At 74.6% G+C, this 24,395-nt stretch carries 3 protein-coding genes; all 3 read left to right on the forward strand.

What is annotated here, in order from left to right:
• The first annotated feature begins 131 nt into the window (after nt 1–131).
• The 3 genes from ACZ7D7_RS24940 to ACZ7D7_RS24950 are packed head-to-tail and all read left to right on the forward strand — an operon-like array spanning nt 132 to nt 24,388.
• Nucleotides 132–7,808: an amino acid adenylation domain-containing protein gene (locus ACZ7D7_RS24940; protein ID WP_470827080.1), complete on the forward strand. Its 7,677-nt coding sequence runs from the start codon at nt 132–134 to the stop codon at nt 7,806–7,808.
• A 3-nt stretch (nt 7,809–7,811) separates the two neighbouring features.
• Nucleotides 7,812–15,560 (forward strand): amino acid adenylation domain-containing protein, encoded by a 7,749-nt coding sequence (locus ACZ7D7_RS24945; protein WP_470827081.1) that lies wholly within the window; start codon nt 7,812–7,814, stop codon nt 15,558–15,560.
• Complete coding sequence (locus ACZ7D7_RS24950; RefSeq protein WP_470827082.1) at nt 15,557–24,388, forward strand: amino acid adenylation domain-containing protein; 8,832 nt, start codon at nt 15,557–15,559, stop codon at nt 24,386–24,388. Before ACZ7D7_RS24945 ends, ACZ7D7_RS24950 begins: the two co-directional genes overlap by 4 nt.
• The last annotated feature ends 7 nt before the right edge of the window (nt 24,389–24,395 follow it).

The following is a 24,395-nucleotide window of genomic DNA, read 5'->3' on the forward strand; positions in this document are numbered from 1 at the left end:
GGGTCGTGTATCCGTTGAGCCAGTACGTCGAACACCAGTCGCTGAACCCCAGTTGAGCTAAGCCGCTGTGCCGGCCATTCATGCCCTGACCGAACCCCGGATCGGCCTGGCCCGAAGAAAACAGAGGACAGATGTCTGACTCGTCAGCCACGGTTCTGCCACTGACCGCCGGCCAGGCCGGAATCTGGTACGCACAGAGCCTGAGCGGCCCCAACGCGACCTTCCACGCCGCCCTCTACCTGGACATCGCGGGAGCAGTCGACCAGCCGCTGTTCGTGTCCGCCATGCGCCAGGTCGTCACCGAGACCGAGGCCCTGCGCGCCCGGTTCACCGACGACGGCACCGGCCCGGTGCAGACCGTCGAGCCGGTCGGCGACTGGGACACGCAGCCGCTCCACGTCCTCGACTTCTCCGCCGCCGACGACCCGCAGGCCGAGGCCGACGCCTGGATGTGGGCCGACGCCGACACCCCCGTCGACGTGCTCGAAGGGCCTCTGTACCGGTTCGCGCTCATCAAGGTCGCCGACGACCGCACCCTGTTCTACTACCGCTACCACCACGTGGTGATGGACGCCTTCGGCGCCAACCTCGTTGCCTCCCGCGTCGCGGAGATCTACACCCGGCTCGTCGCCGGCGAGGAGAGCACCGGTGAGCCGCTGCCCCCGCTGCGCGACCTGATCGACGACGAGAACGCCTACCGGCAGTCCGCCCAGTTCGAGGCCGACCGGGCCTTCTGGACCAAGGAGTTCGCCGACACCCCGGCCGTCGGCAGCCTCGGCGACCGGCCCACCGCGCTGCCCCACCGCCAGGTGCGCGGCAGCCGGCACGTGTCCCCCGAGACCGGCGCGGCCGTCCGCGACGCCGCCCGCACCGTCGGCGTCGGCTGGCCCGCCGCCGTCCTGGCCGCCCTCGCCGCGTACACCAGCCGCGTCACCGGCAGCACCGACGTCGTCATCGCGCTGTCCGTCGCCGCCCGCTCCAGCGCCGCCGGCCGCACCGTGCCCGGCATGGTCTCCAACGTGATCGGCGTCCGCCTGAACGTCCGCCCCGACATGACCGCGGGCGAACTCATCCGGCACGCCCACCGCCGCATGCGCGAGACGTCCAAGCACAAGCGCTACCGCTACGAGGACCTGCGCCGCGACCTGAAGCTGCTGGGCTCCGACGGCCGCCTCCTCGGCCCGCGCGTCAACCTGCACGTCGTCTCCGCGCCGGTCACCTTCGCCGGACTCGCCGCCACCCTGCACCCGCTGACGGCCGGTCACGACGACGACTTCTCCCTCATCGTGGTCGGCGAGCCGGACGGCGGCTTCCGCCTCGACCTGTCGGCCAACCCGGACGTGTACGGCTCCGGCGCCGCCGAGATGCACCACGCCTTCGTCACCCGGCTGCTCGGCGAACTCGCCGCCGACCCGGACCGCCCCATCGGCGCCCTCGACGTGGTGGACGACGAGACGCGCACCCGGCTCGTGGACCAGTGGGGCGGCGTCGCCGCCGAACCCCCGCAGGGCGAACGGTCCACGATCACCCGGCGGTTCGCCGCCACGGCCGCCGCCCACCCCGACCGCACCGCGGTGATCTCGCCCCTGCCCGGCGACCGCCGCACCCTGACCTACCGGGAACTGGACGAGCGCTCCAACCGCCTGGCCCGGCTGCTGATCGCGCGCGGCGTGAAGCGCGGCGACCTCGTCGCGCTCGCCATGCGCCGCACCGTCGACCTGCCCGTCGCCGTCCTCGGCGCCCTCAAGGCCGGCGCCGCCTACCTGCCGATCGACCCGGACTCGCCCGCCGACCGCGTCGCCTACATCCTCGGCGACGCCGCGCCCAGCGCGATGGTCACCGCGAACTCCGACATCCTCGCCCGCCCCCGCGGCGACGTCGCCTCCGTCGTCCTCGACGACCCCGACACCGCGGCCGCCCTCGCCGCCCTGCCCGCCACACCCGTCACCGACGACGAGCGCGGCGGCGCCCCGCTGCCCGACCAGGCCGCCTACGTCATCTACACCTCCGGCTCCACCGGCCGCCCCAAGGGCGTCGTCGTCGCCCACCAGAACGTCATCCGGCTCCTGGACCGCACCGAGAAGTGGAGCGGCTTCGGACCCGACGACGTGTGGGCGCTGTTCCACTCGTACGCCTTCGACTTCTCCGTGTGGGAGATCTTCGGCGCGCTGCTCACCGGCGGCGGCCTCGTCGTCACCCCCTACGACGTCAGCCGCTCCCCGCACGAGTTCCTCAAGTGCCTCGCCGACGAGCGCGTCACCGTCCTCAACCAGACGCCGTCCGCCTTCTACCAGCTCATCCAGGCCGACCAGGACGACCCCGCGACCGGCGACCGGCTCGCCCTGCGGTTCGTGATCTTCGGCGGCGAGGCCCTGGAGTTCGGCCGGCTCGCCCAGTGGTACGAGCGGCACGCCGAGGACGCACCGCGCCTGGTCAACATGTACGGCATCACCGAGACCACGGTGCACACCACCGAGCGGATGCTGACCGCCGCCGACGCCACCGCCGGCAGCGGCAGCATGATCGGCCTCGGCATCGACGACCTGCGCCTGTACGTCCTCGACTCCGCGCTGCGCCCCGTCCCGCCCGGCGTCCCCGGCGAGCTGTACGTCTCCGGACCCGGCTGCGCCGACGGCTACCTCGGCCGCCCCGACCTCACCTCCACCCGGTTCGTCGCCGACCCGTTCGGCCCGGCCGGACAGCGCATGTACCGCTCCGGCGACGTGGTCCGCTGGCCCATCGACGGCTCGGCCGAACTGGAGTACCTCGGCCGCTCCGACTTCCAGGTCAAGATCCGCGGCTACCGCATCGAACTCGGCGAGATCGAGTCCGCGGTGCTGCGCCACCCCGACGTCCGGCAGGCCGCCGTCACCGTCCGCGAGGACACCCCCGGCGACAAGCGCATCGTGGCGTACGTCGTCGGCGCCCGCGTCCCGGACGCGGCCGAGCTGCGCAAGCACGCCGCCGCCGAACTGCCCGACCACATGGTGCCGTCCTGGTTCGTGGAGCTCGACGCGCTGCCGCTGACCACCAACGGCAAGCTCGACACCCGCGCCCTGCCCGCCCCCGACCTCGCGGCGGGAACCGGCGGCCGGGCCCCGCGCACCCCCGAAGAGGAGATCTTCTGCGGCCTGTTCGCGGAGATCCTCGGCCTGCCGTCCGTCTCCATGGACGACAACTTCTTCGACCTGGGCGGCCACTCCCTGCTCGCGACCCGGCTCGTCAGCCGCATCCGCGCGGCCTTCGGCGTCGAACTGGCCATCCGCACCGTCTTCGAGGCGCCCACCCCCGCCGGGCTGATCGCCTGGCTCGCCGGCACCGGCAACGTGCCCCAGGCCCGGCGCCCGCTGACCGTGATGGACAAGCCGGAGGAGATCCCGCTGTCCTTCGCCCAGCTGCGGCTGTGGTTCGTCGACAAGATCGACGGCGGCGCGGGCACGTACAACATCCCGCTCGTCGTACGGCTGAAGGGCTCCCTCGACCGGGAGGCGCTGCAGGCCGCCATCGGCGACGTCATCACCCGGCACGAGAGCCTGCGCACCGTCTTCCCCGACCGCGACGGCACCCCGCGCCAGCACGTCCTCACGCCCGAGGAGGCGACGCCCGTCATGGGCGTCACCGAGATCGCCGCCGCGGACCTCGCCGACGCCATGGCCGAACGCGCCGGCATCGGCTTCGACCTGGCCACCGAGGCGCCCGTGCGCGCCCACCTGTACAGCGTCGCCGAGGACGACCACGCGCTGCTCATGCCCGTGCACCACATCGCCGGCGACGGCTGGTCCCTGGTGCCGCTCACCCGCGACCTGCAGACCGCGTACACCGCGCGCGCCCAGGGCAAGGCGCCCGACTGGCGGCCGCTGCCGGTGCAGTACGCGGACTACACGCTGTGGCAGCGGGAGATCCTCGGCGACGAGGACGACCCGAACTCGGCGATCTCCGGCCAGCTCGCCCACTGGAAGCAGTACCTCGCCGGGCTGCCCGAGGAGGTCACCCTGCCGCCGGACCGGCCCCGGCCGGCCGTCGCCTCCTACCGGGGCGAGACCCTGCGCTTCGAACTGCCGCCGCACGTCTACCGCCAACTGCTGCGCTGCTCCCGCGAGTACGACGTCAGCCCGTTCATGGTCGTGCAGACCGCGCTCGCCGCGCTGCTCAGCAAGCTCGGCGCCGGCGACGACGTGCCGCTCGGCATCTCCATCGCGGGCCGCACCGACGAGGCCCTCGACGACCTGGTCGGCTTCCTCGTCAACACCCTCGTGATGCGCACCGACCTCAGCGGCGACCCCGAGTTCGCCGACCTGCTCGGCAAGGCCCGCGCGGACGGCCTCGCCGCGTTCGCCAACCAGGACCTGCCGTTCGAGCGGCTCGTCGAGGCGGTCAACCCGGAGCGGTCGGCCGGCCGGCACCCGCTCATCCAGATCGGCCTCGGCTTCCAGAACAACGAGACGCCCGTCCTGGACCTGCCCGGACTCGACGCCTGGATCGAGCCGGCCATCACCCACACCGCCAAGCTGGACCTCCTCTTCGACTTCCGCGAGGTGCGCGGCGAGGGCGACACCGACGACCACATGGTGTGCGCCGTCGAATACGCGACCGACCTGTACGACCGCTCCACCGTCGAACTGCTCATCAGCCGCCTGGTCCGGATGCTCGACGCGGCCACCGGCCGGCCCGGCAGCCGCCTGAGCGAGCTGGACGCCCTCGACGCCGACGAGCGCCGCCGCGTCCTCACCGACTGGAACGACACCGCGCGCGCCGTCCGCACCGGCACGCTGCCCGAGATGTTCGCGGAGCAGGCCGCCCGCACCCCCGACGCCGTCGCCCTCGTCGCCGGCGCCGAGGAGCTGACGTACGCCGAACTCGACGCGCGGGTCAACCGGCTGGCCCGGGACCTCGTCGCGCGGGGCATCGGCGCCGAGGACCGGGTGCTGCTGGTCCTGCCGAAGTCCGTGGACCTGGTCGTCGCGGAGCTCGCCGTGGTCACCGCGGGCGCCGCGTTCGTCCCGGTCGACCCGAGCTATCCGCACGAGCGGGTCGCCTTCATGGCCGAGGACTGCGCGCCCGCCCTGCTGCTGACCTGCGCCGCCGTGGCGGACATGGCGCGGGAGGTGCTGCCGGACACGCCACGCGTCGTCGTCGACGACGCCGAGTCCGCGGCCCGGATCGCCGCGCTGCCCGCCGGGCCGCTGACCGACGCCGACCGGCTGCGGCCCGCCTGCGTCGACCACGCCGCCTACATCATCTACACCTCCGGTTCGACGGGCCGCCCCAAGGGCGTCGTCGTCACCCACCGGGGCATCGGCAACCTGGCCGACGCGCAGATCGAGCGGTTCGCCATCGAACCCGACAGCCGCGTCATGCAGTACGCGACGCCGAGCTTCGACGCCGCGGTCTCCGAGACCTGCATCGCGCTGCTGCGCGGCGCCGCCCTGGTGCTGCCGGTCGAGGCCGGCCTGCTGCTCGGCGACGCGCTGGCCGCGTTCCTCACCGAACACCGCGTCACCCACGCCACCATCGCGCCCGTCGCGCTGACCGGCCTCGACCCGGCCGCGGTGCCGGCCGGCCTGGTGCTCACGGTCGCCGGCGAGGCGTGCCCGGCGGAGCTGGCCGGGACGTGGTCCCGCGACCGTCGCATGATCAACGCCTACGGCCCGACCGAGACCACCGTGTGCGCCACGATGAGCGAGCCGCTCTCCGGCGCGGCCGTCCCGCCCATCGGCACCCCCATCTCCAACATGCGGGTCTACGTCCTGGACGCCCGGCTCAGCCCGGTCCCGGTCGGTGTGGCCGGCGAGCTGTACGTGGCCGGCACCGGCCTCGCCCGGGGCTACCTGGGCCGGCCCGGACTGACCGCCGAGCGCTTCGTCGCCGCGCCGTTCGGCGCGCCGGGGGAGCGGATGTACCGCACCGGCGACGTCGTGCGCCGACGCCCCGACGGGCAGCTGGAGTTCGTCGGCCGCGCCGACGACCAGGTCAAGCTGCGCGGCTTCCGCGTGGAACTCGACGAGATCGCCGGCGTCCTCACCGACCGCCCGGAGGTCGCCTCGGCCGCCGTCGTCATCCGCGAGGACCGGCCCGGCGACCGCAAGCTCGTCGGCTACGTCGTGCCCGCCCAGGCCGACGGCGAGGGCCGCGACGTCGGCCTGGAGACCGACCAGGTCGACAAGTGGCAGGTCATCAACGACGAGGTGTACGGCGCCACCGAGCAGGACGGCCCGCCGCTCGGCGAGAACTTCGCGGGCTGGCACAGCAGTTACGACGGCTCCGTGCTGCCCGAGGAGGACATGCGCGCCTGGCGCGCCGCCACCGTCGAGCGGATCATGGAACTCCGGCCGCGCAAGGTCCTGGAGATCGGCGTCGGCGCCGGCCTGATCATGGCGCCGGTCGCGCCCCACGTGGACCTGTACTGGGGCACCGACCTGTCCGGCACGGTCATCGAGACGCTGCGCCGGCAGACCGCCGCCGACCCGGTGCTCGCCGACCGGACCCGGTTCACCGCGAGCCCCGCGCACCTACTCGACGGGGTGCCCGCCGGGACGTTCGACACGGTCGTCATCAACTCCGTTGCGCAGTACTTCCCGAGCGTCGACTACCTCACCGACGTCATCGCCAAGGCGTTCAGCCTGCTCGGCGACACCGGCGCGGTCTTCCTCGGCGACATCCGCGACCTGCGGCTGCTGCGCTGCATGCGGGCCGGCGTGCACCGCGTCGAGAACCCCGGCGACAGCCCCGCCGCCGCGCGCTTCGCGGTGGACCGGGCGGTCGAGCGGGAGATCGAACTCCTCGTCGACCCGGGCCTGTTCGACACCCTCGCCGACGTCCTGGACGGCTTCGGCGGCGCCGACGTCCGGATCAAGCAGGCCACGTACGACAACGAGCTGAGCCGCTACCGCTACGACGTGGTGCTGCACAAGCGGCCCGGCGCCGCGGTCTCCCTCGCCGACGTGCCCGTCGTGTACTGGGAGGAGACCGGCGGCCTGGACGGCATCGCCGCCCGGCTGCGCGAGGAGCGCCCCGCCGCGGTCCGCGTCACCGGCGTCCCCAACGGCCGGCTCGCCCCCGACCTGGCGGCGGTCGCCGAGATCGACGGCGTGCAGGTGCCCGACGGCGTGGACGTCACCGCCCTGACCGAGGCCGGCTCCCGCAGCGGCTACCGGGCCCTGGTCACCTGGACGCCCGACGTCGCCGACGGCCGCCTCGACGCCGTGTTCGTGCCGGACACCGGCGCTGACGAACCGCTGCCCGCCTACCGGGACCTGTACCTGCCGGGCACGGCACCCGAGCGGTACGCCAACGACCCGCTCGCGGGCCGCAAGGACGGCGCCCTGGTCACCGCGCTGCGCGACGCGCTCGCCGCGCGCCTGCCCGACTACATGGTGCCCGCCGCGCTGGTCGTGCTGGACGCGCTGCCGGTCACCCCGAACGGCAAGCTCGACCAGCGGGCCCTGCCCGCCCCCGACCTGGCGGCCTCCACCTCCCAGGCCCAGCCCGCCACGCCCGAGGAGGAGACCGTCGCGCGGATCTTCGCCGAGGTCCTCGGGCTGCCCAGGGTCGGCGCCGACGACGACTTCTTCAAGCAGGGCGGCGACAGCATCGTCTCCATCCAGTTGGTCAGCAAGGCGCGGGCCGCGGGGCTCGGCCTCACCCCCCAGGACGTGTTCGCGCACCGCACCGTGCGCGGCATCGCGGCGGCGGCCACGAAGGTCACCGACGACACCGGACGGACGGATCCGGCAGCAGGCGACGAGTGGGACGTCCCCCTGGTCTCGCAGGACGAGCTGGACCAGTTCGCATCGGATTGGAGCGTTTAGTCAATGAGCACCAAGCCACCGTCGCCGGAAGTGCTGCCGCTCACCCCGCTGCAGGAAGGCCTGCTCTTCCACGCCCAGTACGACGACCAGGACGGCCCCGACGTCTATGTCATGCAGCTCGGCATGGACATCGACGGCCCGCTGGACGTCCCCGCGCTGCACGCCGCCGCCCGCGCCCTGCTGGACCGGCACGGCAACCTGCGCGCGGGCTTCCGCGACGAGGGCGCACGCCCCCTGCAGTTCATCCCGCCCTCCGTCGAACTGCCCTGGCGGGAGGTCGACCTGACCGGCCTGCCCGACGAGGAGCGGGACGCGGCGCTCACCGAGGTCACCGAACGGGACCGGGCCGCGCGCTTCGACATGCGCAAGCCGCCCCTGCTGCGGTTCACCGTCGTCCGCACCGCGCCCGCCCGGCACCGGCTGCTGCTGACCAACCACCACATCCTGCTGGACGGCTGGTCGGCGCCGGTCCTGGTGCGCGAGCTGTTCGAGCTGTACGCGGCGGGCGGCGACCCCGCCGCGCTGCCCCCGGTCACGCCGTACCGCTACCACCTGGCGTGGCTCGCCAAGCGGGACCGGGGCGCCGCCGTCGCGGCCTGGCGCTCCGCGCTCGACGGCCTCGACGGGCCGACGATGCTGGCCGCCATGCCCGACGACCGGTCCGCGTCGGTGCTGCCCAGCAAGGTCAGCGTCCACCTGCCCGCCGAGACCACCGACCGCCTGACGCGGCGCGTCCGCGAACTCGGCCTCACCCTCAACAGCGTGGTGCAGGCCGCCTGGGGCCTGCTGCTCGGCCGGCTCACCGACCGCACGGACGTCACCTTCGGCATGACGCTCGCCGGCCGCCCGCCGGAGATCCCCGGCGTGCACACCATGGTCGGCCTGTTCCTCAACACCGTGCCGGTGCGCGTCCGCGTCGAGCGCGGCGAGACGCTGCTCGCGCTGTGCCGCCGGCTCCAGGAGGAGCAGAGCCGGCTGATGGCCCACCAGTTCCTGGGCCTCGCCGAGATCCAGCGGGCCGCCGGCCACGGCGACCTCTTCGACACCCTCACGGTGCTGGAGAACTTCCCCGTCGACCCGGAGGCCCTCACCCTCCCCGGCGGACTGACCGTCGCCGGGGTCTTCTCCACCGACGGCGCGCACTACCCGCTCGCCCTCATGGTCATCCCCGGCTCGGAGCTCGAACTCCGCTTCACCTACCGCGCCGACGCCTTCGACCGCACCCGCATCGAGGCCTTCAGCCGCCAGCTCTCCGTCATCCTGGAGTCGTTCGTCGCCGACCCGGAGGCCGGCGCGGGCGAGGTCGACGTCCTCGACGCGGCCGAGCGGACCCGGCTCCTCGACGAGTGGAGCCCCCGCCCCACCCCCGGCGCCGCGCACACCCTGCCGGAACTCCTCGCGCGGCGCGCCGCCGAGACCCCGGACCACGAGGCGCTGGTCTGCGGCGACCTGACGCTCACCTACGCCGAACTCGCCGACCGCGTCGAGCGCGTCGCCGCCTGGCTGCGCGACGAGCACGGGGTGCGCCCCGAGGAACCCGTCGGCATCTCGATGGACCGCTCCGCCGAGTACGTCCTCGCCGTGCTCGGCGTGATCCGCGCGGGCGCCGTCTACGTGCCCGTCGACCACCGCTGGCCCGAGGCCCGGCGCGACCACGTCCTCGGCGACAGCGGCGTGCGGCTGGTCCTGGAGCAGGGCGACCTGCCGGAGACCCACCCGCTGCCCGAGGGCGGCGTGCCGATGCCGCCCGGCGCCGACCGCGTCGCGTACATCATGTACACCTCCGGCTCCACCGGCCGGCCCAAGGGCGTCGCCGTCACCCACCGCGGCATCGCCGACCTCGCCGCCGACAGCCGGTTCGCGAACGGCGCCCAGGAGCGGGTGCTGCTCCAGTCGGCGCACGCCTTCGACGCCTCCACGTACCAGATGTGGATCCCGCTGCTGAACGGCGGGACGCTCGTCGTCGGCCCGCCCGGCGACCTGGACATCGCCACCATCGGCCGCGTCCTCGCCGAGGACCGCATCACCGCCACCCTGTTCACCACCGGCCTGTTCCGGCTCATCGCCGCCGAGGCGCCCGAGACGTTCCGGCCGCTCCGCGAGGTGTGGACCGGCGGCGAGGCCCTGCCCGCCGCCGCGGCACGCCAGGTCCTCGACGCCTGCCCCGACCTCACGGTCGTCAACGCCTACGGGCCGACCGAGGTCACCGTCATGGCCGCCGCGCACGACCTGCCCGCCGGCCGGCCGGTCCCGGAGCCGGTCCCGATCGGCCGTCCGCTCGACGGCAAGCGCGTCCTCGTCCTCGACAGCGAACTGCGGCTCTGCCCGGTCGGCGTCGCGGGCGAGCTGTACGTCGCCGGCGTCGGCCTCGCCCGCGGCTACGTCGGCCGCGCCGACCTGACCGCCGAACGCTTCGTCGCCGACCCCTACGGCGAGCCCGGCGCCCGCCTGTACCGCACCGGCGACGTCGTGCGCTGGCGCCCGGACGGCCTGCTGGAGTTCGTCGGCCGCCGCGACAACCAGGTCAAGCTGCGCGGCTTCCGCATCGAACTCGGCGAGATCGAGGCCGTCCTCGCCGGCCACGACGCCGTCGGCCAGATCGCCGTCGTCGTCCGCGAGGACCGCCCCGGCGTCCGGCACCTCGTCGGCTACGCCGTGCCCGCCGCGGGCGCCCGCCTGGACACCGAGGACCTGCGCGCCTGGGCCGCCGAGCGGCTGCCCGACTACATGGTGCCGCGGCCGATCGTCGCCCTGGACGCGCTGCCGCTGACCACCAACGGCAAGCTCGACGTCAAGGCCCTGCCCGCGCCCGAGCACACCGCGGAGGAGAGCCGCGAGCCGCGCACCCCGCACGAGGAGCTGCTCGCCGGACTGTTCGCCGAGGTCCTCGGCCTCGAATCGGTGTCCGCGCACGACAACTTCTTCGAACTGGGCGGCCACTCCCTGCTCGCCACCCGGCTCGTCAGCCGGGTCCGCGCCGTGCTCGGCGTCGAACTGCCCATCCGCCGCGTCTTCGAGGAGCCGACCGTCGCCGCGCTCGCGGCCCGGCTCACCGACTCCCCGGCGGCCGCGCGTCCCGCGCTGCGCCCGGCCGACCGCCCGGAGCGGGTGCCGCTGTCCTTCGCGCAGCGCAGGCTGTGGTTCCTCAACCGCATGGAGGGCCCCAGCGCCACCTACAACATCCCGTTCGCCGTCCGGCTGTCCGGCGCCCTGGACGTCGCCGCGCTGACCGCCGCGTTCAACGACGTCGTCGGCCGCCACGAGGCGCTGCGCACCGTCTTCCCGGACGTGGACGGCGAGCCCTGGCAGCAGGTCGTCCCCGCCGAGCGGGCCGTCGTCGACATCGAGGTGTCCGACGTCGCCCGCGCCGGACTGTCCGCCGCCCTGCACGCGGCCGGCACGGCGGGCTTCGACCTCGCCGTCGACCTGCCCGTGCGGGCCTGGCTGTTCCGCGTCGCCGCCGGCGAGCACGTGCTGTGCGTCGTCGTCCACCACATCGCCGGCGACGGCTGGTCCCAGGCCCCGCTGGTCCGCGACCTGTCCGCCGCCTACCGCGCCCGCCTCGCCGGGACCGCCCCCGACTGGCGCCCGCTGCCCGTCCAGTACGCCGACTACACGCTGTGGCAGCGCGACCTCCTCGGCGACGAACAGGACGACACCAGCCCGGCCGCCGCGCAGCTGGCGTACTGGAAGGAGCAGCTCGACGGCTCCCCGCAGGAGCTCGAACTGCCCACCGACCGGCCCCGGCCCGCCGTCGCCGGCCACGACGGCGGCGCCGTCCCGGTGACCCTCGACCCCGCGCTCCACGAGAGCCTGCGGGCGCTCGCCGCGAAGACCGACACCACGCCCTTCATGGTGTTCCAGGCCGCTCTCGCCGCCCTGCTGTCCCGGCTGGGCGCCGGCCACGACATCCCGATCGGCACCCCCGTCGCCGGCCGGACCGACGCCGCGGCCGACGACCTGATCGGCTTCTTCGTCAACACGCTGGTGCTGCGCACCGACGTCTCCGGCGACCCCAGCTTCGTCGAACTCCTGCGCCGGGCCCGCGCCACCGCGCTGGGCGCCTACGCCCACCAGGACCTGCCGTTCGAGCGGCTCGTCGACCTCGTCGGCGCCGACCGCTCGCTGTCGCACAACCCGCTGTTCCAGGTGCTGCTCGCCTACCAGAACAACGACCTGCGCGAGGTCGAGCTGCCCGGCCTGCGGGTCACCCCGCACGAGATGCTGCTGCCGGTGTCCAAGGTGGACCTGGAGCTCACCCTCGTCGAGAACAGCGGCGGCGGCATCTCCGGCCTGCTCAACTACAGCACCGACCTGTTCGACCGGAGCAGCGCCGAGCGCATCGCCGAGCACCTGGTGACGCTGCTGCGGGCCGCCGTCGCCGACCCGACCCGCCCGGTGCGCGCCCTGGAGATCCTGCCCCCGGCGCAGCGCGAGCAGTTGCTGACCGGCTGGAACGACACCGCCCGCCCGGTGCCCGCCGGCACCGTCCCCGAGCTGTTCGCCGAGCGCGCCGCCGCCCACGCGGACCGGCCCGCCGTCGTCGGCGGCGGCGGACGCGTCGACTACGCCGGCCTCGCCGACCGGGCCAACCGGCTCGCCCGGCTGCTCGTCGAGCGCGGCGCCGGACCCGAGGACCGCGTCGCGCTGGTCCTGCCGCGGTCGGTGGAACTCACCACCGCCCTGCTCGCGGTGATGACCGCGGGCGCCGCGTACGTGCCGGTCGACCCGAACCACCCGGCCGACCGCATCGACTACATGCTCCACGACAGCGACCCGGTCCTCGTCGTCACCCTCACCGGCCTCGCCGACCGGCTGCCGGAGGAGGTCGCCGAACCGCTGTTCCTGGACAGCCCCGCCGTCGCCGAGGCCCTGGCCGGGCTGTCGGGCGCCGAGGTCACCGACGCGGACCGGCGCGCCCCGCTGTCCGTCGACCACCCGGCCTACGTGATCTACACGTCCGGGTCCACGGGCCGCCCCAAGGGCGTCGTCGTCGGCCACCGGGGCCTGGGCAGCCTGGCCGCCTGGCAGGCGGAGTACCTCGGCGTGACCGAGCACGCCCGGGTCGGGCAGTTCGCCGCGCCCAGCTTCGACGCCGCCGCCTGGGAGACGGTCATGGCGCTGCTCAACGGCGCCGCGCTCGTGCTCACCCCGGCCGACGGCCCGGTCCTCGGCGACGCGCTCACCGCCTTCCTGCGCGACGAGCGGATCACCCACGCCACCCTCACGCCGACGGCCCTGTCCGGCGCCGACCCGGACACCGCGCCGACCGGCCTCACCCTCGTCCTCGCCGGCGAGGCCTGCCCCCGCGAGCTGGCCGCCCGCTGGGCGCCCGGCCGCCGCGTCATCAACGCCTACGGCCCCACCGAGACCACGGTGTGCGCCACGGCGTCCGCACCGGTGGACGGCACGGTCACCCCGCCCATCGGCGGGCCCATCGCCAACACCCGCGTCCACGTCCTGGACGGCGCGCTGAACCCGTGCCCGATCGGCGTGGCCGGCGAGCTGTACGTCGCCGGTGTCGGTCTCGCCCGCGGCTACCTGGGCCGGCCCGGACTGAGCGCGGAGCGGTTCGTCGCCGACCCGTTCGGCGAGCCCGGCGCCCGCCTGTACCGCACCGGCGACGTGGTGCGCCGCCGCGCCGACGGCGCCCTGGAGTTCGTCGGCCGCCGCGACAACCAGGTCAAGCTGCGCGGCTTCCGCATCGAACTCGGCGAGATCGAGACGGTCGTGGCGGCCGGCGCCGGAGTGGAGTCCGCAGCGGTCGTCGTCCGCGAGGACAACGGCGTGCGCCGCCTCGTCGCCTACCTCGTGCCCGGCGACGGCACCGGCTGCGACCCCGACGCCGTGCGCGCCCACGCGGCCGAGCGGCTGCCGGAGTACATGGTCCCGCAGGCGTTCGTCGTCCTGGACGCCCTGCCGCTCACCGTCAACGGCAAGCTCGACGTCGCCGCGCTGCCCGCACCGGAGTTCGACGGCTCCGACAGCGGCCGGGCGGCGGCGACCGACGCCGAGAAGGTCATCGCCGACGCGTTCTGCGAGGTCCTCGGGCTGCCCGAGGTCGGCGTCGACGCGGGCTTCTTCGAACTCGGCGGCGACAGCATCGTCTCCATCAAGCTGGTCGGCCAGGTCCGCAAGAGCGGCCTGGTCATCACCCCGCGCGACGTGTTCGAGCACAAGACGGTCGCCGGACTCGCGGCCGTCGCCCGCAGCGTCGCCGACCTGCCCGAGCAGGACCCCGACGCCGGCATCGGCGAGGTGCCGCTCACGCCGATGACGCACTGGCTGCGCGAACTCGGCGGCCGCACCGAGCGGTTCCACCAGTCGGTGCTGCTGCGGGTGCCCGCCGGACTCGGCCTCGAACCGCTGACCGGCGCCGTGCAGACCGTGCTCGACCACCACGACGCGCTGCGGCTGCGCCTGACCGACACCGACAGCACCTGGTCGTACGAGGTGCAGCCGCGCGGCGCCGTGGCCGCCGCCGACCGCGTCACCCGCGTCGACGTGACCGGCGCCGGACCGGACGAACTGCGCGCCGCGATCGGCGAGCACGCCGAGGACGCGGTCGCCCGGCTGTCGCCGACGGACGGCGCGATGCTGCGCGTCGTCTGGTTCGACGCCGGACCGGACGCCCCCGGCAGGCTGCTGCTCGTCGCCCACCACCTGGTCGTCGACGGGGTGTCCTGGCGGATCCTCGTGCCCGACCTGGCCGCCGCCTGGCGGGCCGCCGCGTCCGGCGCCCCCGCCGCGCTGGAACCGGTCGGCACGGCGTGGCGCCGCTGGGCGCAGTGGCTCGGCGAACTCGCCGCGCAGCCCGCCCGCGCCGCCCAGGTCGCCTGGTGGACCGAGCAACTGCGGGACGAGGACGTGCTGGTGACCGACCAGCCCCGCGACCCCGCCACCGACACCATGGGCACCCAGGAAGCCCTCGCCGTGACCCTGCCCGAGCACGTCACCGAGCGGCTGCTGACCGCGGTGCCCGCCGCCGCCCGCTGCGGCGTGGAGGACGTGTTCCTCACCGCGTTCGCCCTGGCCGTCGCCGACTGGCGCAGGCGGCGCGGACTGGGCGCCGGCACCTCCGTCCTGGTCGACGTCGAGCGGCACGGCCGGCAGATCCCGCCCGGCCACGACCTCGACGTGTCCCGCACCGTCGGCTGGTTCACCAGCCTCGCCCCGGTGCGCCTCGACCTCGGCCCCGTGTCGTGGGGCGGCGTCTTCACCGACTCCGCCGCGCTGCACAAGGCCCTCTCCCGGGTCAAGGAGACGCTGCGCGAGATGCCCGACGAGGGCATCGGCTTCGGCCTCCTGCGCCACCTCAACCCGCGCACCCGCGACGAACTCGCCGCGTACCCCTCGCCCCAGTTCGGCTTCAACTACCTGGGCCGGACGGCGGTCGCGGACGAATCCGCCGCCTCCGACGACTGGACCATGTCGGCCGACGGCGAGGTGCTGCGCGAACTGGGCGGCGGCGACCCGGAGATGCCCGCACCGCACGCGGTCTCCCTCAACGTCGTCGTCGAGGACGGCGCCGACGGACCCCGCCTGGTCGCCAACTGGACCTGGCCGAAGCGCCTGCTGGCGGCGGACGAGCTGCGGCGGCTCGCCGACGGCTGGTTCCGCGCGCTCACGGCCCTCGCGGACCACGCGGCCGAGGAACAGCCCACCGGGCTCACCCCCTCGGACCTGTCACTGATCGACCTCGAACTCGACGACCTCGGGGTGCTGGAAACAGAGTGGAGGAAGACCCAGTGACCAGCAACGAACTCTTCGAGGACATCCTTCCCCTGGCACCGCTGCAGGAAGGGATGCTCTTCCACGCGACCTACGACCGGGACGCCCTGGACGTCTACACCGTGCGGCTGGCCATCGACTTCGAGGGCCCCTTCGACGTGGACGTGTTCCGCGACGCCGTGCGCGCGCTGCTGGTGCGCCGCGGCAACCTGCGGGCCGGGTTCCTCTCGGAGAACCTGAGCCGGCCCGTCCAGGTCGTCCCGCGCGAGTTCGACACCCCCGTCGTCGTGCACGACCTGTCCGGCCTCGGCGAGGCGGAGCGGGCGGCGCGGCTCGCCGAACTGGACGCGGGGGAGCGGACCGTACGGTTCGACCTGACGAACCCGCCGCTGCTGCGGTTCACCGTGGTGCGGCTCGCCGAGCGCGGCTGGCGGCTGATGTTCGCCTGCCACCACATCCTGCTCGACGGCTGGTCCATGCCCATCGTCCTCGGCGAACTGTTCACCCTGTACGCCTCGCGCGGCGACACCTCCGCGCTGCCGCCCGCCACGCCCTTCAAGCTGTACCTCGCCTGGCTGCGCAAGCAGGACAAGCAGGCGAGCCTCGACGCCTGGCGCGCGGCCCTCGACGGGCTCGGCGGCGCCACCCTCGTCGCGCCCGACGCCGACGACAGCGTCGACGCGCTGCCCGGCCGGATCACCCTCGACCTGCCCGCCGACACCAGCGCCCGCCTCGCCGCGCTCGCCCGCCGGCTCGGCATCACCGTCAACACCATGGTCCAGACGGCCTGGGGCCTGCTGCTGTCCCGGCTCACCGGCAGGGAGGACGTCGTCTTCGGCGCGACCGTCTCCGGCCGCCCGCCCGAGATCGACGGCGTCGAGACCATGGTCGGCCTGTTCATCAACACCGTCCCGGTCCGCGTCCGGACCGGTGCCGGCGAGTCCCTGCGCGACCTGCTGCTGCGGATCCAGGACGAACAGTCCGCGCTCCTCGACCACCACTACGTCGGCCTCACCGAGGTGCAGCGCGCCGCCGGACACGGCCGCCTCTTCGACAGCCTCGTCGCCTTCGAGAGCTACCCCGTCGACGCGGACTCCCTCCAGTCCTCCATCGGCGACCTCACCGTCACTGGCGTCAGTGGCGACGACGCCACGCACTACCCGCTGACCCTGATCGTCGTCCCCGGCGAGCGCATCCAGCTGCGCCTCGGCCACCAGGGCGGCCTGTTCACCGAGGACACCGCGGGCGCCCTCCTGGCCGGCCTCCAGCACCTGCTGGGGACCGTCGCCGCCGACGACTCCCGGCCCGTGGCCGACACCCTCGCGTCGATCGCCCTGCCCGACGGCTGGACCGTCGCCCGCCCCGCGCGGGAGACCACCGGCGGAGGCTCGGTCTCCGACCTGACCGTCGTCTCCGGCGAGGGCCGCGCCCCGCGCACCCCGCACGAGGAGGTGCTCTGCGGCCTCTTCGCCGAGGCCCTCGGCGTGCCCTCGGTCTCCATCGACGACAACTTCTTCGACCTGGGCGGCCATTCGCTGCTCGCGACCCGCCTGGTCAGCCGCGTCCGCAACGTCTTCGAGATCGAACTGCCGGTCCGCGCCCTGTTCGACGCGCAGACCGTGGCCGCGCTCGCGGAGCGCGTCGTGGACTCCTCGACCGGCGGCCGTCCGCCGGTGGTCCCGGCGGACCGCCCGGAGCGGGTGCCGCTGTCGTTCGCGCAGCGCAGGCTGTGGTTCCTGAACCGGATGGAGGGACCGAGCGGCACCTACAACATCCCGCTCGCGGTGCGCCTCTCGGGCACCCTCGACGTCCCCGCGCTGGAGTCGGCGCTGGCCGACGTGGTGGGCCGGCACGAGTCCCTGCGGACGGTGTTCCCGGACGTGGACGGCGAGCCCTGGCAGCGGATCGTCCCTGCCTCGGACGTCACGCTGTCCTTCCGCGTCGTGGAGGTCACCGAGGACGCCCTGGAGGGCGCCCTGGCGTCGGCCGCGTCCACGGGCTTCGACCTCGCCGTCGACCTTCCCGTGCGGGCGTGGCTGTTCCGCGTGTCCGACGCCGAGCACGTGCTGTGCGTCGTGGTGCACCACATCGCCGGTGACGGCTGGTCGCAGGCCCCGCTGGCGCGCGACCTGGGCGTGGCCTACCGGGCCCGGGTGGCCGGCGCCGCTCCCGAGTGGGAGCCGCTGCCGGTGCAGTACGCGGACTTCGCGCTGTGGCAGCGGAATGTGCTGGGCGGCGAGGACGACGAGAACTCGCCCATCGCCGGGCAGTTGGCGTACTGGCGCGACGTACTGGACGGCCTGCCGGACGAGTTGACCCTCCCCGTCGACCGCGTGCGCCCCGACGTCGCCTCCTACCGCGGCGGACTCGTCACGGTCGAACTCGGCGCCCGCCTGCACCGGGACCTCGTCGGCCTCGCGCGCTCGACGCGGTCGAGCCTGTTCATGGTGCTCCAGGCCGGTGTGGCGGGTCTGCTGTCCCGGCTCGGGGCGGGTACGGACATCCCGCTGGGCACGGCGATCGCGGGCCGTACGGACCAGGCGCTGGACGATCTGGTCGGGTTCTTCGTGAACACGCTGGTGCTGCGCACGGACGTCTCGGGTGACCCGGGTCTGCGTGAGTTGGTGGAGCGGGTCCGCGTGACGGACCTCGCCGCCTACGCCCACCAGGACCTGCCGTTCGAGCAGTTGGTGCACGCCCTCCAGCCGACGCGGTCGCTGGCGCGTCACCCGCTGTTCCAGGTGATGATCGTCCTCCAGAACAACGCCGAGGCCTCGCTCGACCTGCCGGGCCTGTCCGCCCGGCCCATCGACGGCGAGATCGGCGCCGCCAAGTTCGACCTCGGCTTCAACTTCATCGAGCGCAAGGACGCGACGGGCGCGCCCGCCGGCGTCGAGGTGACCGTCGAGTACAGCGCCGACCTCTTCGACGAGGACACCGTCGCCGTCCTCGCCCGGCGCCTGGTGCGCATGCTGTCCCTGGCCGTCGCGGACCCCGCCATGCCGCTGAGCGGCCTCGACCTGCTCGAACCGCGCGAGTGGCAGCAGCTGCTGCCCGGCCGCGACACCACCGAGCAGGCCGACGCACCCCACCGGCACGCCACCGTCGGCGCGTTGGTCGCGGCACAGGCGGCCCGCACCCCGGACCGTCCGGCGGTCGTGGCCGAGGACGCCGAGCTGACCTACGCCGAACTCGACGAGCGCTCCGGCCGGCTGGCCGCGCGGCTCGCCGGCCGCGGCGTGCGCCGCGGTGACGTCGTCGCGGTCGCCGTGCCGCGCTCCGCCGCGCTCACCGTCGCGCACCTCGCGGTGCTGCGGGCCGGCGCGGTCTGCCTGCCCCTCGCGCCGGACGATCCGGCCGACCGCATCGCCCGCGCCCTGGCCGAGACCGGCCCCGTGGCCGTCCTCACCACGCGCGAGGCCGCCAAGGGCCTGCCCGCGACGGCCGAGACGGTGCTGGTCGACGACCAGGCCGCCGACCTCCCGGCCGCCGCCACCGCCGACGCGGCGCTGCCGGACGCGCCGGCCTACCTGATCCGCACCACGGGCTCCGACACGGTCGTCGTCTCCCACCGGGCCGTCACCGAACGGCTGCTGTGGATGCGGGACACCTTCGGGCTCGGCGCCGACGACCGCGTGCTGCACAAGGCGCCCGAGGACCTCGACACCGCCGTATGGGAGCAGTTCGCCCCGCTGGTCGCCGGCGCCACCCAGATCGTCGCCGGGCCCGGCAGCCACCGCGACCCGGTCGGCCTGGCCCGGCTGATGCACCGCGCCGACGTGACCACCGTCCACCTCACGCCGTCCGTGCTGGAGGTGTTCCTCGCCGAGCCGGAGGCCGCCCGGTGCACCGGCCTGCGCCGCGTGCTGTGCGGCGGCGAGCCCCTGCCCGCCGGTCTGCGCGACCGCTTCCGGGCGCTGAGGGCCGACGCCGAACTGCACGTCCTGCACGGCCCGGTGGAGGCGTCGTTCCCGGCCCTGGCCTGGAACGGCACCACCGAGGCCGACCCCGCGTACCCGCCCGCCGGCCGCCCGGTCGGCGCCACCCGCGCCCATGTGCTCGACGCCCGCCTCGCCCCGCTGCCCGTCGGCAGCGCCGGCGAACTCTACGTCGGCGGCGAACCGCTGGCGTCCGGCTACCTGGGCAGGCCGGACCTGACCGCCGAGCGGTTCGTCGCCGACCCCTACGGCCCGCCCGGAGCGCGCCTGTACCGCACCGGCGACCTCGCCCGCGTCACCCGCGACGGCGTCATCGAACTCCTCGGCCGCACCGACGACCTGATCACCGTCGGCGGCCGGACCGTCGCACCCGGCGAGATCGAGACCGTCCTGACCGGACACCCCGCCGTCGGCGAGGCCGTCGTGACCGACCGTCCCGGCCCCACCGGCGCGACCGTCCTCGTGGCCCACGTCGTCCCCGCCGACCCGGCGGCCCCGGTGGACGCCGAGGCGCTGCGGGCGCACGCCGCGACCGTCCTGCCGGACCACGCGATCCCCGCCCACTGCGTGACGCTCGACGCCGTACCGCGCCTCGCCGACGGACGCGTCGACCGCGCGGCGCTGCCCGAGCCGGACGAGGCCGCCGGCCGCGCCCCGCGCAACGACATCGAGCAGACCCTGTGCGGACTCTTCGCCGACCTGCTCGGCAAGCCCGTCACCAGCATCGACGACAGCTTCTTCGACCTGGGCGGCCACTCGCTGCTCGCGACCCGGCTGGTCAGCCGCGTCCGCAAGACGTTCGGCATCGAGCTGCCCTTCCGGGACATCTTCGACGCGCAGACCGTCGCGGCGCTCGCCGAGCGCGTCGTCGGCTCCTCCGACGGCAGCCGGCCGCCGGTCCGCGCGGTGGCCGACCGCCCGGAGCGGGTGCCGCTCGCCTTCGCGCAGCGCAGGCTGTGGTTCCTGAACCGGATGGAGGGCCCGAGCGGCACCTACAACGTCCCGCTGGCCGTGCGCCTGTCCGGCGCGCTGGACGTGGCCGCGCTCGGCGCCGCGCTGGGCGACGTCGTCGCCCGGCACGAGGCGCTGCGCACCGTGTTCCCCGAGACCGACGGCGAGCCGTGGCAGCGGGTCGTCCCGGCCGCCGAGGCCACCGTGTCCGTCGAGGTCACCGACGTGACCGAGGACGGGCTCGCGGCGGCCCTGGCGTCGGCGGCGGCCACGGGCTTCGACCTCACCACCGACCTGCCGGTGCGGGCGTCGCTGTTCCGGGTCTCCGAGACCGAGCACGTGCTGTGCGTCGTCATGCACCACATCGCGGGCGACGGCTGGTCGCAGGCCCCGCTCGCGCGCGACCTGGCCGCCGCCTACCGGGCCCGCCTCGACGGCGCGACCCCCGGCTGGGAGCCGCTGCCGGTGCAGTACGCGGACTTCGCGCTGTGGCAGCGGGACGTGCTGGGCGGCGAGGACGACGAGAACTCGCCCATCGCACGGCAGTTGGCCTACTGGCGCGGCGTACTGGAGGGCCTGCCCGACGAGTTGAGCCTGCCGGCCGACCGGGCGCGCCCCGCCGTGGCGTCGTACCGCGGCGGCATGGTGTCCCTGGAGCTGGACGCCCGGCTGCACCGTGAGCTCGCGGGCCTCGCGCGCTCGACGCGGTCGAGCCTGTTCATGGTGCTCCAGGCCGGTGTCGCCGGTCTGCTGTCCCGCCTCGGGGCGGGGACGGACATCCCGCTGGGCACGGCGATCGCGGGCCGTACGGACGCGGCGCTGGACGATCTGGTCGGGTTCTTCGTGAACACGCTGGTGCTGCGCACCGACGTGTCCGGGGATCCGGGTCTGCGTGAGCTGGTCGAGCGGGTGCGGGTGACCGACCTGGCGGCGTACGCCCATCAGGACCTGCCGTTCGAGCAGTTGGTGCACGCCCTCCAGCCGGCCCGGTCGCTGGCGCGTCACCCGCTGTTCCAGGTGATGATCGTCCTCCAGAACAACGCCGAGGCGTCCCTGGACCTGCCGGGCCTGTCCGCCCGGCCCATCGACGGCGAGACCGCGGCGGCCAAGTTCGACCTCGGCTTCAACTTCGTCGAGCGGACCGACCTCGACGGCGCCCCGGCCGGGATCGACGTCTCCATCGAGTACAGCGCCGACCTGTTCGACGCGGACACCGTCCGGCTCATCGGCGAACGGCTCGCCCGCCTGCTCACCACCGGTGTCGCCGAGCCGGCGACCCCGCTCACCCGCATCGGCATCCTCGCCGACGACGAGCGCGAGCAGCTGGTGGCCGGCTGGAACGACACCGCCCGCGTCCTCGACCTGCCCCCGGTGACGGAGTCCGGCTTCGCGCCGGAGACCCTCGCCGGGCTGTTCGCCGCCCAGGTGGCGCGCACCCCGGACCGTCCGGCGGTCGTGGCCGAGGACGCCGAGCTGACCTACGCCGAACTGGACGAGCGCTCCGGCCGGCTGGCGGCGCTGCTCGCCGGCCGCGGCGTGCGCCGCGGTGACGTCGTCGCGGTCGCCGTGCCGCGCTCCGCCGACCTGACCGTGGCCCTGCTCGCCGCGCTCAAGGCGGGCGCCGCCTACCTGCCGGTGGAGACCGACTACCCGGCGGAGCGGATCGCCTACGTCCTCGGCGACGCCCGGCCGGCGGTCCTCCTCACCACCGTCGACGCGCTCGACACCCTGCCCGAGGACACCGAAAGCGGCGTCCGGAACCTCGTCGTGCTCGACGACCTGGGCGTCGAGCGCGAGTTGGCGGACGTCACGGCCGACGCCGTGCGCGCCCTGCCGGGCCCGCTGCCCGAGTCGCCGGCGTACGTGATCTACACGTCCGGGTCCACCGGCCGCCCCAAGGGCGTCGTCGTGCCCCACCGGGGCATCGTGAACCGGCTGCTGTGGATGCAGGACGCCTACGGCCTCGGCGCCGACGACCGCGTGCTGCAGAAGACCCCGTCCGGATTCGACGTGTCCGTCTGGGAGTTCTTCTGGCCGCTGATCACCGGCGCCGTCCAGGTCTCCGCCCGCCCGGGCGGCCACCGCGACCCCGCCTACCTGGCGCGGCTCGTCCAGGACGCCGGGATCACCACCGTCCACTTCGTGCCGTCCATGCTGGAGGTGTTCCTCGCCGAGCCGGGCGCCGCCCACTGCACCGGACTGCGCCGCGTGCTGTGCAGCGGCGAGGCCCTGCCGGCCGGACTGCGCGACCGTTTCCGGGCCCTGCTCGGCGCCGAACTGCACAACCTGTACGGGCCGACCGAGGCGTCCGTCGACGTCACCGCCTGGGACTGCGCCACCGACCCGGACAACCCCGTCGTCCCCATCGGCAGGCCCGTCTGGAACACCCGCACCCATGTGCTGGACGCCGCGCTCACCCCGGTCCCGCCCGGCAGCAGCGGCGAACTGTACCTCGGCGGCGTCCAGTTGGCGCACGGCTACCTGGGCCGGCCGGACCTGACCGCCGAGCGGTTCGTCGCCGACCCGTTCGGCCCGCCCGGAGCGCGCCTGTACCGCACCGGCGACGTCGCCCGCGTCACCCGCGACGGCGTCATCGAGTTCCTCGGCCGCACCGACGACCAGGTGAAGATCCGCGGTCAGCGCATCGAGCTGGGCGAGATCGAGCACGCCCTCACCCGGCACGCCCGCGTCGGCAGCGCCGTCGTCACCGCCCACCGCGACCCGTCGGGCGACACCCGGCTCGCCGCGTACGTCACCGCCGCCGACCCGGCCGACCCCGTGGCGGCGGAGGAACTGCGCGACCACCTCGCCGCGCTGCTGCCCGACCACATGGTGCCCGTGCACTACGCGGTCATCGACGCCGTCCCGGTCACCCCGAACGGCAAGGTCGACAAGAAGGCGCTGCCCGCGCCGCAGCGGCTCGAACGCGGCCCCGGTCGCGCCCCGCGCGACGCGACCGAGACGGCGCTGTGCGAGATCTTCGCCGAACTCCTCGGCCACGACCGCGTCGACATCGACGACAACTTCTTCGAGCTCGGCGGCCACTCGCTGCTCGCCACCAAGCTCATCAGCCGCGTCCGTGACCGGCTGGGCCTGGAGATGTCCGTGGTGTCGATCTTCGAGGCGCCGACGGTGGCCGCCCTCGCCGTCCGCCTCGGCCAGGACGGCACGGCCGGACCCACCGGCCCGCTGCTGACGCTGCGCCCCGGCGGCGAGGAGGCCCCGCTGTTCTGCGTGCACCCGCTCGGCGGCCTCAGCTGGCCGTACGCGGGGCTCGGCGAGCACCTGCCCGCCGGCATCGGCATCCACGGCCTCCAGGCCGTCGGCCTCGACGGCGACGCCCCGCTGCCCACCTCCCTGGAGGAGATGGCCGCCGACTACGTGGCCCGGATCCGCACCGTCCAGCCCGAGGGCCCCTACCGGCTGCTCGGCTGGTCGCTCGGCGGCCGGATCGCGCACGCCATGGCCGTACAACTGGAGGCCGCCGGGCAGGAGGTGGAGCTGCTCGCCCTGCTCGACGCCTACCCGAGCACCGAGGCCGACACCGGGACGGAGTTCTCCGAGCGGGAGTTCCTCACCGGCGTCCTGTCCGCCGCCGGACTCGACCCCGAGCGGCTCGGCGGACCCGTCGACATCCCGACGGTCATGGCCGCGGTCCGCTCCACGGGCAACGACCTGGCGGGCCTCACCGAGGAGCAACTGCGGCGCCTGCAGCGCGTCATGGCCAACAGCTTCCGTCTCGACGGGGCCGCGCTCACCGGCCGCTGCCGCGCGGGCGCGCTGATGTTCGCCGCGACCGTCGACCCGGCCGGCGACCCCGACCGGTGGCTGGACCACGTCGACGGCGGCCTGGAGACCCACGCCGTCGCCGTCTCCCACAACGACCTGATGCGGCCCGAGCCGCTCGCCGAGATCGGGGCGGTGCTGGCGAAGAAGCTGGCCCGCACCGACCGGGCCTGACCCGGCG

It is taken from the genome of Streptomyces sp. NPDC037054, assembly GCF_055606745.1.